The 12,411-nt window shown below is 73.0% G+C and carries 14 protein-coding genes; 7 read left to right on the plus strand and 7 right to left on the minus strand.

Translation table 11 applies throughout. From position 1 onward, the window contains the following. Positions 1 to 35 precede the first annotated feature (35 nt). Both qcrC and ctaE read right to left on the minus strand, forming a co-directional pair. Positions 36 to 869, minus strand: coding sequence for a cytochrome bc1 complex diheme cytochrome c subunit (qcrC, locus tag ACQ452_RS20370; RefSeq protein ID WP_433386713.1), 834 nt, complete (start codon positions 867 to 869; stop codon positions 36 to 38). A gap of 72 nt (positions 870 to 941) precedes the next feature. Continuing rightward, positions 942 to 1,541: an aa3-type cytochrome oxidase subunit III gene (gene ctaE, locus ACQ452_RS20375; RefSeq protein WP_433386714.1), complete on the minus strand. Its 600-nt coding sequence runs from the start codon at positions 1,539 to 1,541 to the stop codon at positions 942 to 944. Positions 1,542 to 1,648: 107 nt separating this feature from the next. Between ctaE and ACQ452_RS20380 the strand changes: the two genes are divergently transcribed. The 4 genes from ACQ452_RS20380 to ACQ452_RS20395 all read left to right on the plus strand — a co-directional run bounded on the left by ACQ452_RS20380 (position 1,649) and on the right by ACQ452_RS20395 (position 4,723). Further along, positions 1,649 to 2,593 carry a cytochrome c oxidase assembly protein gene (locus tag ACQ452_RS20380; protein ID WP_433386715.1) on the plus strand — a complete coding sequence of 315 codons (945 nt, stop codon included), beginning with the start codon at positions 1,649 to 1,651 and terminating at the stop codon, positions 2,591 to 2,593. A gap of 185 nt (positions 2,594 to 2,778) precedes the next feature. Beyond that, positions 2,779 to 3,174, plus strand: coding sequence for a hypothetical protein (locus ACQ452_RS20385; RefSeq protein WP_433386716.1), 396 nt, complete (start codon positions 2,779 to 2,781; stop codon positions 3,172 to 3,174). 86 nt (positions 3,175 to 3,260) lie between these two features. Then, a complete protein-coding gene (gene trpD, locus ACQ452_RS20390) occupies positions 3,261 to 4,307 on the plus strand; it encodes an anthranilate phosphoribosyltransferase (protein ID WP_433386717.1) in 1,047 nt (348 codons plus the stop codon). Positions 4,308 to 4,519: 212 nt separating this feature from the next. Next, positions 4,520 to 4,723 (plus strand): hypothetical protein, encoded by a 204-nt coding sequence (locus ACQ452_RS20395; RefSeq protein WP_433386718.1) that lies wholly within the window; start codon positions 4,520 to 4,522, stop codon positions 4,721 to 4,723. A 446-nt stretch (positions 4,724 to 5,169) separates the two neighbouring features. On the opposite strand, the gene ACQ452_RS20400 is transcribed toward ACQ452_RS20395, so the two are convergent. Then, positions 5,170 to 5,598, minus strand: a complete 429-nt coding sequence (locus ACQ452_RS20400; RefSeq protein ID WP_433386719.1) for a cytochrome c oxidase subunit 4 — start codon at positions 5,596 to 5,598, stop codon at positions 5,170 to 5,172. A gap of 10 nt (positions 5,599 to 5,608) precedes the next feature. Then, on the minus strand, positions 5,609 to 6,580 hold the full coding sequence (gene ctaC / locus ACQ452_RS20405; protein ID WP_433386720.1) for an aa3-type cytochrome oxidase subunit II: 972 nt from the start codon (positions 6,578 to 6,580) through the stop codon (positions 5,609 to 5,611). Positions 6,581 to 6,770: 190 nt separating this feature from the next. Here ctaC and ACQ452_RS20410 point away from each other — a divergent pair, with 190 nt between their 5' ends. Together ACQ452_RS20410 and ACQ452_RS20415 are read left to right on the plus strand one after the other, a co-directional pair. Then, positions 6,771 to 7,922, plus strand: a complete 1,152-nt coding sequence (locus tag ACQ452_RS20410; protein ID WP_433386721.1) for a cysteine desulfurase family protein — start codon at positions 6,771 to 6,773, stop codon at positions 7,920 to 7,922. Next, the gene (locus ACQ452_RS20415; RefSeq protein WP_433386722.1) at positions 7,919 to 8,152 is read left to right on the plus strand and encodes a sulfurtransferase TusA family protein; all 234 of its coding nucleotides are present in this window, start codon (positions 7,919 to 7,921) and stop codon (positions 8,150 to 8,152) included. Before ACQ452_RS20410 ends, ACQ452_RS20415 begins: the two co-directional genes overlap by 4 nt. A gap of 73 nt (positions 8,153 to 8,225) precedes the next feature. On the opposite strand, the gene ACQ452_RS20420 is transcribed toward ACQ452_RS20415, so the two are convergent. From ACQ452_RS20420 to ACQ452_RS20430, 3 genes are all read right to left on the minus strand, one after another. Further along, positions 8,226 to 9,203: a carbohydrate kinase family protein gene (locus ACQ452_RS20420; RefSeq protein WP_433386723.1), complete on the minus strand. Its 978-nt coding sequence runs from the start codon at positions 9,201 to 9,203 to the stop codon at positions 8,226 to 8,228. A 259-nt stretch (positions 9,204 to 9,462) separates the two neighbouring features. Continuing rightward, a complete protein-coding gene (erpA, locus tag ACQ452_RS20425; RefSeq protein ID WP_433386724.1) occupies positions 9,463 to 9,831 on the minus strand; it encodes an iron-sulfur cluster insertion protein ErpA in 369 nt (122 codons plus the stop codon). A gap of 147 nt (positions 9,832 to 9,978) precedes the next feature. Continuing rightward, entirely contained in the window at positions 9,979 to 11,118 is a 1,140-nt protein-coding gene (locus tag ACQ452_RS20430) for a glycerate kinase family protein (protein ID WP_433386725.1), read from the minus strand. A gap of 68 nt (positions 11,119 to 11,186) precedes the next feature. Between ACQ452_RS20430 and nadA the strand changes: the two genes are divergently transcribed. After that, the gene (gene nadA, locus ACQ452_RS20435) at positions 11,187 to 12,386 is read left to right on the plus strand and encodes a quinolinate synthase NadA (protein ID WP_433386726.1); all 1,200 of its coding nucleotides are present in this window, start codon (positions 11,187 to 11,189) and stop codon (positions 12,384 to 12,386) included. Positions 12,387 to 12,411 lie beyond the last annotated feature (25 nt).

A 12,411-nucleotide genomic window follows, 5' to 3' on the forward strand; every position in this document is an offset into this window, starting at 1 on the left:
CGGCACCACGGCGCTGAATCGGATGGGCAGCCCGGTCACGACTTGCCCGCAATCCACAGGCTCGCGAACACGAGCGCGACGATGCCCACCAGGAAGATCGCCAGGCCCTCGGTGGACGGCCCGTACCGACCGAGGTTGAAGCCGCCCGGGTCCCGGTCGTGCTTCAGGGTCTCCTGGATGTAGGCGATGAGGTCGGCCTTCTGGTCCGGGGAGATCTGGTTGTCACCGAAGACCGGCATGTTCTGCGGGCCGCTCAGCATGGCGGCGTAGATCTGCCGGTCGCTGGCGGGGCGCAGGCTCGGCGCGTACTTGCCGGAGGAGAGGGCGCCGCCGCCACCACCGAAGGCGTGGCACTGCGCGCAGTTGATCCGGAACAGCTCGCCACCCGCGGCGACGTTGCCGTCGGCGTGCAGGTCGGTGCCGTCGGGCACCACCGGGCCGCCGCCGAGTTCCTGGACGTACTGCGCGAGCTGGCGGACCTCCTCGTCGGTGAAGAGTTCCGGCTTGCGCTGGGCCTGGGCCTCCTGCCGGGCCATCGGCATGCGGCCGGTGCTGACCTGGAACTCGACCGAGGCGCCACCGACGCCCACCAGGCTCGGCCCGCGTCCCTCGATGCCCTGGGCGTTGAGGCCGTGGCAGGTCACACAGCTCACGTCGAACAGCGCCTTGCCCTCCGCGGCGGCGCCGGAAAGCGGGGTGTCCTGTGCCTGCACGCCGGGGGCGAAGACGGTGTAGGCGCCGCCGGCCAGCATCAGTGCGGCGAACAGCCGGACCGCGGCACCCAGCCGGCGGCGGCCCCTGCTGCGCGCCGCGGGCCGCTCGCGCAGCCGCGCGAGCAGACCGCGTCGGCGGTCGTTGTCAGAAGTCATGACCTGTGTCCTTAACCGGTTGGACCTTGTCTCAGGGGACGGAGCAGCGGCGCGGTTCGTGACGCGCCAAGATCACTGAAGCCAGTAGATCATGGCGTAGAGCCCGATCCACACGACGTCGACGAAGTGCCAGTAGTAGGACACGACGATCGCCGACGTGGCCTGCGCCGGGGTGAACCGGCCCATGGTGGTGCGGATCATGAAGATGACGAAGGCGACCAGACCGCCGGCCACGTGCAGGCCGTGGAAGCCGGTGGTGAGGTAGAACACCGAGCCGTAACCGTCTCCGTTGATCTTGATGCCCTCGTGCACCAGCTCGCGGTACTCGTTGAGCTGACCGAGGACGAAGATCAGGCCCATCACGAAGGTGATGGTGAACCAGCGCCGCAGCGCGTGCACGTCACCCCGCTCGGCGGCGAAGACACCGATCTGGCAGGCCACCGAGGACATCACCAGGATCACCGTGAAGGTGGTCGCGTACGGGATGTTGAGGTGCTCGGTGTGCTCCGCCCACTGCTCGGGCGCCGCCGCGCGGATGGAGAAGTACATCGCGAACAGCGCCGCGAAGAACATGAGTTCGCTGGAGAGCCACACGATCGTCCCGACGCTGACCATGTTCGGTCGGGTCAGGGAGTGGATCCGGCTCTTGTCAATGGCTGGGGCCGCAGTCACGCGGTCATTATTGCCCTTGACCGGGGCCGGCGATCAGCGGGGGGCCAAACCCGTGGCATCCGCAGCCCGAACGGGGTAGTCCGGTTCGCCTGACCTAGGCTGAAAAGGTGCTGCTCGCCGATCCGATCTCCGCCGCAGCCACGGTAGCCGCGCCGGCGGCGACCGCGGCCACCCCGCCGCCGTTCACCGTGACCTCGGTGTTCACCGAGACCAAGCTGGACAGCTGGCTCGCCGTCGGCCTCGTGCTGGCCGCCGGCCTCTACCTCTACGGGGTGCACCGGCTCCGGGTCCGGGGCGACCGCTGGCCGATCGCCCGGACGATCTTCTTCCTCGGCCCGGGCCTCGGCGGCATCGCGGCGGTCACCGTCAGCGGCCTGCACGCGTACGACACCGCGCTGCTGTCGGTGCACATGGTCCAGCACATGGTGCTCTCCATGATCGCGCCGATCTTCCTCGCGCTGGGCGCCCCGGTGACGCTGGCCCTGCGCACCCTGCCGCCCCGACCGCGCAAGCGGCTGCTGGCGGTCGTGCACAGCCGGATCGCGCGGATCTACAGCTTCCCGCTGGTGGCCTTCGCCATCTTCGTGGTGAACCCGTTCGCGCTCTACTTCACCGACCTGTACCGCTACACCCTCGAACACGTGTGGGCGCACGAGCTGGTGCACGCGCACTTCATCATGACCGGCTGCGTGTTCTTCTGGCCGCTGCTCGGCCTGGACCCGCTGCCGGGACGCTGGCCCTATCCGGCCCGGGCGCTGCTGATGCTGCTCTCCGTGCCGTTCCACACCGTGCTCGGGCTCACCATCATGCAGAGCACCACCCTGTTCGGCGGCGACTGGTACCCGTCGCTCGGCCTGACCTGGTCGGACCCGTGGCAGGACCAGGTGGTCGCCGGCGGCATCCTCTGGGCCGGCGGCGAGTTCGTCAGCGTGACCATGCTCGCCGTGCTCGTCGTGCAGTGGATGCGGCACGCGGAACGGGAGGCCCGCCGGGTGGACCGCGACCTGGACCGCCAGGAGGCCCGTCAGCGCGCCGCGGAGTCCCCCGCCTGAACCCCGCCGGCGGTACGCCCCGGCACCGCCGCCGGGCGGACGTCGCACACCTCACACGGACCGGTACGATCAGCGGGCAGCCACGAGGTGGGGGCCGGATTCCCGCCCCCGAGCGTGCGCGGCGAACGAATCGAGATCACTGCGATGGTGCCTCTACGGGGCACGCAGCGAAGCGGAGTGTCGGCATGAGCGATCGTCTTTGCACCGTCCTGCTCTACAGCGACGACCCGCAGGTCCGCGACCAGATGCGGCTCGCCGTCGGGCCACGCCCCGCGCCCGGCCTACGGATCGAGTTCGTGGAGGCGTCCGCCTACGCCGAGTGCGTCCGGCTCGTCGACGACTACGAGATCGACCTGCTGGTGCTCGACGGCGAGGCCAGCCCGGGCGGCGGCATCGGCATCGCCCGACAGATCAAGGACGACCGGGACGACGCTCCCCCGACCTGCGTGGTGATCGCGCGCGCCGCCGACCGGTGGCTCGCCGCCTACGCCGAGGTCGACGCCACCCTGGTGCACCCGCTCGACCCGGTGACCACCGGCACCACGGTGGCCCAGCTGCTGCACGCGCACGCGCCCGCCTGACGTTTCCCGCTCCGCCCCGCCCCGGCGGCGGGCCGACCGGTGCCGGTTCCCGCACACCCGCATCTCGTACGCTCGGGAGGCCCGCCATGGGCGATCGGACCTGGCCGCACCTGCTCAACGCGTTGCTGCGTGGCGAGGAACTCGCCACCGCCGACACGGCCTGGGCGATGGGCGAGATCATGGCGGGTTCGGCCGCCCCGGCGCAGATGGCGGGCTTCGTCGTCGCGCTGCGCGCCAAGGGTGAGACCTCGGCCGAGCTGGCCGGGCTGGTGGAGGCGATGCTCGGCCGGGCGGTCCCGGTCGAGCTGCCCGAGCACCTGCGCGCCACCGCCCTCGACGTGGTCGGCACCGGTGGTGACCTCGCGCACACGGTCAACATCTCGACCATGGCCTCGCTGGTGGTGGCCGGCGCCGGCGTGCGCGTGGTCAAGCACGGCAACCGGGCGGCCTCCTCCTCGTGCGGCACCGCCGACGTGCTGGAGCACCTCGGGGTGCCGCTGGACCTCGGTCCCGAGGGGGTGGCCCGGTGCGTCGCCGAGGCCGGCATGGGCTTCTGCTTCGCCGCCCGGTTCCACCCCGGGATGCGGCACACCGGCCCCGTGCGCCGGGAGCTGGGCGTGCCCACCGTGTTCAACTTCCTCGGTCCGCTGACCAACCCCGCGCGCCCCCGGGCCGGCGCGGTCGGCTGCTTCGACCGCCGGATGGCCCCGGTGATGGCCGGGGTATTCGCCGCCCGCGGCGACTCGGTGCTGGTGATGCGCGGCGAGGACGGGCTGGACGAGTTCACCACCGCCGCGCCGACCCGCCTCTGGGCGGCCCAGGGCGGGGTGGTCAGGGAGTTCCTGCTGGACGCGAGGGACCTCGGGGTACCCCGGGCCACCCTGGCCGACCTGCGGGGCGGGGACGCCGCCTTCAACGCCGACGTGGTCCGCCGACTGCTGGCCGGCGAGGGCGGCCCGGTACGCGACGCCGTCCTGGTCAACGCGGCGGCGGCGCTGGCCACGCAGGGCCCGCTCGACGGCGACCTGACCGGGGCGCTGCGCGCCGGGCTGGACCGGGCCGCCGAATCCGTCGACTCCGGCGCCGCCGCCCGCGTGCTCGACCGCTGGATTGAGGTCGCGCGCTCCCAGTGAGCGCCGGGCGCCCTCGGGCGGCGCGGAAGGTTGTCGGACCCCCGTGGGAAACTACAGCCGAGTAGTTCCCGCAGCCCCACCGCGCCGTCGGGTGCGGCATACGACCCCACCGCGCCGTCGGGTGCGGCATCCAACCCCGCCGCGCCGTCGGGTGCGGCGTCCCGCCGGGCGGGTGCGAGGCCCCTGCGGGACCGGAGCGAGAGGAGACGCCCGTGTCGGTACGCGAGCTCTACTGCGACACCTGTGAGGGCGTCGAGCCGTTCGAGGCGCCGCCGTGCGCCGACGGCCACGGCGCCGACTGCCCCGAGCTGGCCTGCACGGGCTGCGGTGCGGCCCTGCTGGTCACCACCTTCACGGTCCACCTGGCACGCCCGGCCGGCCGGCCCGGTCGGGCGACCCACCGCCGCGCCGCCTGACCGCCGGCTGCCGCACGCCCGCCGGCGCTGAGCCCACGCGCCCACAGCACCACGGCCAGGAGCGCCACCTCCGGCGCCACGACTGACCGGGCGGGAGATCTTGGCACCGGAATTGCCCCTGTGGGGGCCGATTCGTGGCAAGATCTCCCGTCGGCCTCAAGATCAGGGCGGAATGGCGGAAGGTGGCCGAGCTTCGGTCGTCCCGCCAGCGGAGCCGAAGCGGCCGGCGGGGCAGAAGTGGCCGGCCGGGGCCAGGCAGCGGAGATTGTTTGTCGCCTACCTGGGTCCCGGATGCGGATTGCGCCGGGTGAGCAGCAAACGATCAAGAGGGCGGGCCCGACGAGGCACCTGGCCGACGGCCTGCCACCCCAACGACCGAAGGCCCGCCTCCCTCGGGAGGCGGGCCTTCGTGATGTTCGCGGTGAGCCGTCGGCGGGACCGACGGATCAGTGCTCGGCGGTACGCCGGGTGCCGCTGTAGTACTCGAACAGCAGGCCGCAGACGGAGAAGGTGACCGCCACCAGGCCGAGGCCGATCATCCAGAACTGCCAGAACGCGATGCCGAAGCCGGCCAGCCCGACGGCCATCGCCAGCCCGAACGGCCAGTAACTGCCCGGGCTGAAGAAGCCCACCTCGCCCGCGCCATCGGCGATCTCACCGTCCGGCCGGTCCTCCGGCCGCAGGTCGATACGGCGCGAGACGAACCAGAAGAAGCCGCCGCACATGGCGCAGAGCAGGAAGCTCAGCAGCAGGGCGACAGTGCCGACCCACTCGACCTGGCCCCCGGCGTCGGCGGCGGTCCACCCGCCGTAGAGCAAGGTCGCGAAGAGCAGGAACCCGGCGATGGCCAGGAAGATGCGCCACTCGGTCTTCATGCCCGATCCCTCAGTTTCCCGCGCCGGCCGGCGCGTCGTCCGGGTTGAAGTTGGCCTCGGTGCGACGCGTCTCGAACGGCTTCGTGGTCTTCGCGTACGGGTCCTGGCCGATGGCGCTCAGCGCCTCCTGCGTGGACTTGCCGTCCCGCTTGGCGGCCAGGAACTGGTCGTACGCCTCCGGGGAGACGACCCGCAGCTCGAAGTTCATGAACGCGTGGTAGCTGCCGCACAGCTCGGCGCAGCGACCGACGTACGCGCCCTCGGACTCCAGCTCCGAGACCTCGAACACGTTGCGGATCTTGCCCGGGAAGACGTCGCGCTTGAACAGCATCTCCGGCACCCAGAAGGAGTGGATGACGTCGCGGCTGGTCTCCTCGAACCGGATCGACCGGCCGGTCGGCAGCACCAGGATCGGAATGACGTCGCTGGTGCCGAGCACGGAGGCCACGGTGTTGGCGTCCTGGCCCTGGCCGTCGCGGTAGTTGAACTGCCAGTTCCACTTGAACGCGACCACCTCGACCGTGACGTCGGGGTTCTTGGTCGTCCGCACCACGTCGGTCTGCACGATCGCCGTGTAGTAGAAGAGCACGGAGACGATCAGGATCGGCGCGATGGTGTAGAGGAACTCCATCGGCATGTTGTAGCGGGTCTGCACCGGCAGCTCGTTGCCACGCTTGCGGTAGCGCACCACGCACCAGAAGATGAGGCCCCACACGAAGACGCCGACCGCGAGCGCCGCGATGCACGAGGCGATCCACAGGTCGTACATCCGGTGGGCCTCCGGCGTGATGCCGCCCTGCGGCCAGCCGAAGCCACCGAACGCCGAACCGACGTTGCAGCCCGTGAGCAGGACCAGCAGCGCCGCTCCGCCGAGGCCGAGCCCGGCCATCCGAGCGACACGACGTCCCCGGCGCCCATCGGCGCCTCGGGAAGCGCTGTGCCGTACGGCTGACCGCCGTACCTCCGAACTCCTTGCGACCACCTGGTCCTGCCTCCCTAGCGCGCCGCGGTGTCCTGTCCCCTGCCCTCCGCCTGCGGAGCGACAGCACCAGCGGCAAAGGCGTCACCGACGGTCGCAGATTACTCGACCATGACGGGCTGGACCGTGTTGGGGTCACCGTCCGCCCCCATCGGGGGGATCTTGGGCATACCGGCGCGATACGTTGGCATCCGTGAGCGCATCCCCGGTCTACCTCGACGCGGCCACGGCCGCGCCGCTGCATCCGGTCGCCCGGCAGGCGCTGCTGGCCGCCCTCGACGACGGCTGGGCCGACCCCGGGCGGCTCTACGCCCGGGCGCGCCGCGCCCGGCAACTGCTCGACGCCGCCCGCGAGGCCACCGCGCAGACGCTCGGCGTCCGCGCGGACGAGCTCTCCTTCACCCCCAGCGGTACGGCGGCCGCGCACTCCGCCGTGCTGGGTGGCCTGGCCGGCCGGCGGCGGGTCGGCCCCACCCTGGTGCACTCCGCGATCGAACACTCGGCGGTGCTGCACGCCGCCGAGAAGCACGTCGCGGCGGACGGCACGGCCACGTCCGTGCCGGTGGACCGGGCGGGCCGGCTCGACCTGGGCGGGTGGGCGGCGGCCGTCCGGGCGCCGGGGGTGGCCCTCGCCGCGCTGATCGCCGCCAGCCACGAGGTCGGCACCCTCCAGCCGGTGCCGGAGGCCGCGCGCGAGTGTGTCGCGGCGGGGGTGCCGCTGTACGTGGACGCCGCCCAGGTCGTGGGTCGGGTCCCGGTGCCGCAGGGGTGGTCGGTGCTCAGCGCCAGCGCGCACAAGTGGGGCGGGCCGCCCGGGGTGGGGCTGCTGGTCGTGCGCAAGGGCACCCGGTGGGAGTCGCCCTGGCCGGCCGACGACCGGGAGGCGGGGCGTACGCCGGGAGCACTCAACCTGCCGGCGGTGGTGGCGGCGGCGGCAAGCCTGCGCGCGGTGGCGGCCGACGCCGCGGCCGAGGCGGCCCGGCTGACGCCCCTGGTGGACCGGATCCGGGCCCGGGTGGCGGCGGAGGTGCCCGACGTGGAGGTGGTGGGCGACCCCGGGAACCGCCTGCCGCACCTGGTGACCTTCTCCTGCCTCTACGTCGACGGCGAGGCCCTGCTGCACGCGCTCGACCGTCGCGGCTTCGCCGTCTCCTCGGGCTCCTCGTGCACGTCGTCGACGCTGCGGCCCTCGCACGTGCTGGAGGCGATGGGGGTGCTCTCGCACGGCAACGTGCGGGTCTCGCTGCACCGGGAGACGACCGAGGCCGATGTCGAGAGGTTCCTCACCGAACTGCCCGGCGTCGTGGCGGGGCTGCGCGCCGAGGCCGGGGTGGTGGGGCTGTGACCGCGCCGGCGCAGATCCTCGACTGCCGTGGCCAGCGCTGCCCGCTGCCGGTCATCGCGGTCGCCCGGCGGCTGCCCGGGCTGCCCGTCGGCACGGTGGTGCGGGTCCTCGCCGACGACCCGGCCGCGGCGGTGGACCTCCCGGCCTGGTGCCGGATGCGCGGCCACGAGTTCCTCGGCACGATCCAGGGCCCCGACGGCCCCGCCTACGACGTCCGCCGCCGCCACTGACCGGGCGGAGGCCGCCGGAGGGGGTGCGGCTCCACCCGCCCCGGCGGCCCGGCGATCGCGACCGGCGCCGGGGTCAGGGCAGCAGGTGCGGGCGGACGTCCTCGGCGGCGGCGTCGCCGTACGACTCGGCGAGGCGCTTGACGAAGAGGTCGCGGCGGACCTCGTACTCCTGCGTGCCGACGGTCTCCAGCACCAGCGTGGCGAGCAGGGAGCCGACCTGGGCGGCCCGTTCCAGCCCGAGGCCCCAGGAGAGCGCGGTGAAGAAACCGGCCCGGAAGCCGTCGCCGACACCGGTCGGGTCGACCGCGCGGATCTCCCGCGCGATGGGCACGTGGATGGGGTCGAAGTCCCGCCCGGCGATGTCCACGCCGTGCTTGCCCAGCGTCGTGACCCGGACCTTGACCCGGTCGAGCAGCTGCGCGTCGGTCAGCCCCGCCTTGCTCTGCAGCAGCGACTTCTCGTAGTCGTTGGTCATCAGGTAGTCGGCGCCCTCGATCAGCGCGACGACGTCCTCGCCGTCCATGCGGGCGAGCTGCTGCGACGGGTCGGCGGCGAACGGGTAGCCCCGCTCCCGGCACTCGGCGGAGTGCCGCAGCATCGCCGCCGGGTCGTTCGCGCCGACCAGGACCAGGTCCAGCCCGTCGAGGCGGCGGGCCACCGGCATCAGCTCGATGTTGCGGGCCTCGCTCATCGCCCCGGCGTAGAACGAGGCGATCTGGCACATGTCGGTGTCCGTGGTGCAGACGAACCGGGCGGTGTGCGCCACCTCGCTGACGTGCACCGAGTCGCAGTCGACCCCGTGCCGCTCCAGCCAGGAACGGTAGTCGGCGAAGTCCGCACCGACCGCGCCGACCAGGACGGGACGCATGCCGAGCTGCCCCATGCCGAAGGCGATGTTGGCCGCCACCCCGCCACGGCGCAGCACGAGGTCGTCCACCAGGAAGGAGAGCGAGACCTTGTGCAGCTGGTCGGCGAGGAACTGGTCGGCGAAGCGACCGGGGAAGCTCATCAGATGGTCGGTGGCGATCGAGCCGGTCACGGCGATCTTCATGTCAACCTCGGGGTCGGGAGCGGGGCGCCGGTCAGCCTACCGGCCCCCCGCGCGCACGATGATTCGTCGCCTTCCCGGCGGCCCGCCCCGCCCCGGTGGTGCCGGACGTCGGCGCGGGCGGCCACCCGCGCCGTCGGCCGGGCCGCAACACGACGGACCGGCCGCAACACGACGGCGGGGCCACAAGACGACGGCCCGGCCGCAACACGACGGCGGGGCCGCCCCGGAGGACGGCCCCGCCGTGGTCAGCGGAAGGTGCTCAGCTGAAGGAGTCGCCGCAGGCGCAGGAGCTGCCCGCGTTGGGGTTGTCGATGGTGAAGCCCTGTGCGTCGATCCGGTCGGCGAAGTCGATGGTGGCGCCGCTGAGGTAGGGGGCGCTCATCCGGTCGACGACGACCTCGACCCCGTCGTAGTCGGTGACGACGTCACCGTCGAGCGACCGCTCGTCGAAGAAGAGCTGGTACCGCAGGCCGGAGCAGCCACCCGGCTGCACGGCGACCCGGAGCCGCAGGTCGTCGCGGCCCTCCTGCTCGATCAGGGCCTTGACCTTCTGCGCCGCGACGTCGGTGAGGACGACGGACGTCGGGGCCTTGGCCTCGGTCGAGTCGGTCTGCGCTGGCGTGGTCACGTGAAATCTCCCTGCGCGGGTTGGGTCCGGACGCACTGGCCAACGTCTCGTGTCGCCCAGCGATTCCCGGTGTGGTCCGGATCCGATCCTACGCCGCCGAAGCCGGACCCACCCGTTCGGCGTGAGCTGGGGCCGCCACGCCCGCCGTCAGCGGCTCCACTGCCGGGCCAGCCGGGTGCCGAGCGCCCGCAGCCCCTCGGCCGGGCGGGCCATCGCGGCGGCCAGCCCGCCGCGCTCCTCGCCGCCGAAGTGCTCCACCAGGCTGTACGCGTCGGTAACCCCGGCCGCCCCCGCCTCCCGCCGGCCGGTGCTCACCTGGCCGGCGAGCACCACGCAGGGCACGCCCCGGTCGCGGGCGGCGCCGGCCACCCCGGCCACCACCTTGCCCCGCAGCGACTGGTGATCGAACGAACCCTCGCCGGTGATCACCAGGTCGACCGCGTCGAGCGTGGCGTCCAAGCCGATCGCCCGGGTGACCAGGCCGATGCCCGACTCGCAGTGCCCGCCCAGCGCCAGGACGGCCGCGCCCAGCCCGCCGGCCGCGCCGCCGCCGGGCAGGGCGCCGAGCCGTTCGGGGCAGCCGGGCAGGTCGCGCTCCAGCACGGCGGCGAAGCGTTCCAGCGCGGCGTCGAGCAGCAGCACGTCGGCCCGGTCGGCGCCCTTCTGCGGGCCGAACACGTTGCTCGCCCCGTGCAGCCCGAGCAGCGGGTTGTCCACGTCGGTGGCGGCCACCAGGCGGGCGTCGCGCAGCCGGGGCGTGCCGTCGAGGGCCGCCGTCGCCCCGAGCGCCGCCCCGCCGTACGGCAGCGCGCTGCCGGTGCCGTCCAGCGGGGTCACGCCGAGGGCGGTGAGCATGCCCGCGCCGCCGTCGTTGGTGCCGGAGCCGCCCAGCCCGATCACGACCGTCCGGGCGCCCGCCTCCACGGCGGCGGCGACCAGCAACCCCAGCCCGTACGAGGTGGTGCTCTTCGGGTCGCGCTCGCCCGTGGCGAGCAGGTGCAGCCCGCACGCCTGGGCGCTTTCCAGCCAGGCGGTCGCGCCGTCGTCGGTGAGCAGGATCTCACCGGTCACCGGGCGGCCCAGCGGGTCGACTGTCGACACGGGTGCCCGGCGTCCGCCGAGCGCGTCGGCGAGCACGTCGAGGAAGCCCGGTCCGCCGTCGGACAGGGGCCGGGCCAGCAGGTCGTCGCCGGGAGCGATCTCCCGCCAGCCGGCGGCCACCGCGTCGGCGACCTGCGGGGCCGAGAGGGTGCCGGCGAACTTGTCGGGGCAGAGCAGCACGCGCATGCCCAGCAGTGTGGCAGCACACACCGGTGCGGGCTGCGCCCGGACCGTGCTGTGGGACCATGGGGCATGTGACTTCGACCTGGATGGAACCCTCCGCCACCGCGACGGCACTGCTGCTGCTCGGCCGGGGCAGCGACCCCGCCACGGAGCGCGGCGTCGAGTGTCCGGGTGACCTGCCGGCGCCCAGCGACCCGGATCTGGTGGCCCGGGCCACCGCGGCGAAGGCGGAACTGGGCAGCAGGGTCTTCGTGCTGGGGCACCACTACCAGCGCGACGAGGTGATCCAGTTCGCCGACGTGACAGGTGACTCGTTCAAGCTGGCCCGCGAGGCGGCGGCCCGGCCGGACGCGGAGCACATCGTCTTCTGCGGCGTGCACTTCATGGCCGAGAGCGCCGACATCCTCACCTCGGCCGCGCAGAAGGTCATCCTGCCGGACCTGGCCGCCGGCTGTTCGATGGCGGACATGGCGGTGCTGTCGCAGGTCGAGGCCGCCTGGGACGTGCTCACCGACCTGGGCGTCGCGGCGGACACCGTGCCGGTGACGTACATGAACTCCTCGGCGGACATCAAGGGCTTCGTCGGCCGCAACGGCGGCGTGGTCTGCACCTCGTCGAACGCGAAGCGGGCGCTGCAGTGGGCGTACGAGCAGGGGTCGAAGGTGTTCTTCCTGCCCGACCAGCACCTGGGCCGCAACACGGCGGTGCTGGAGATGGGCTTCGCACTGGACGACTGCGTCCTCTACGACCCGCACAAGCCCAACGGCGGGCTGACCCCGCAGCAGGTGCGTGACGCGAAGATGATCCTGTGGCGCGGGCACTGCTCGGTGCACGGCCGGTTCACCCTCGACAGCGTCCACGACGTGCGCGAGCGGGTGCCGGGGGTGAACGTGCTGGTCCACCCGGAGTGCCGGCACGAGGTGGTCACCGCCGCCGACTTCGTCGGCTCGACGGAATACATCATCAAGGCCGTCGAGGCGGCCCCGGCCGGCTCGGCCTGGGCGATCGGCACCGAACTGAACCTGGTCCGCCGGCTCGCGCTGGCCCACCCGGACAAGCAGGTCATGTTCCTCGACAAGGCCGTCTGCTACTGCTCCACCATGAACCGGATCGACCTGCCCCACCTGGTCTGGGCGTTGGAGGAACTGGTGGCGGGCCGCGTGGTCAACCAGATCACCGTCGATCCGGACACCGCGCACCACGCCCGGGCGGCGCTGGACCAGATGCTCGCCCTGCCCGGGGCCGACACCCCACCACCGACGGCGAGCTGATCACCGTCAGTAGCGATATTGGCAC

This window comes from Micromonospora sp. KLBMP9576, assembly GCF_050941805.1.
In the GTDB taxonomy this organism is placed as follows: domain Bacteria; phylum Actinomycetota; class Actinomycetes; order Mycobacteriales; family Micromonosporaceae; genus Micromonospora.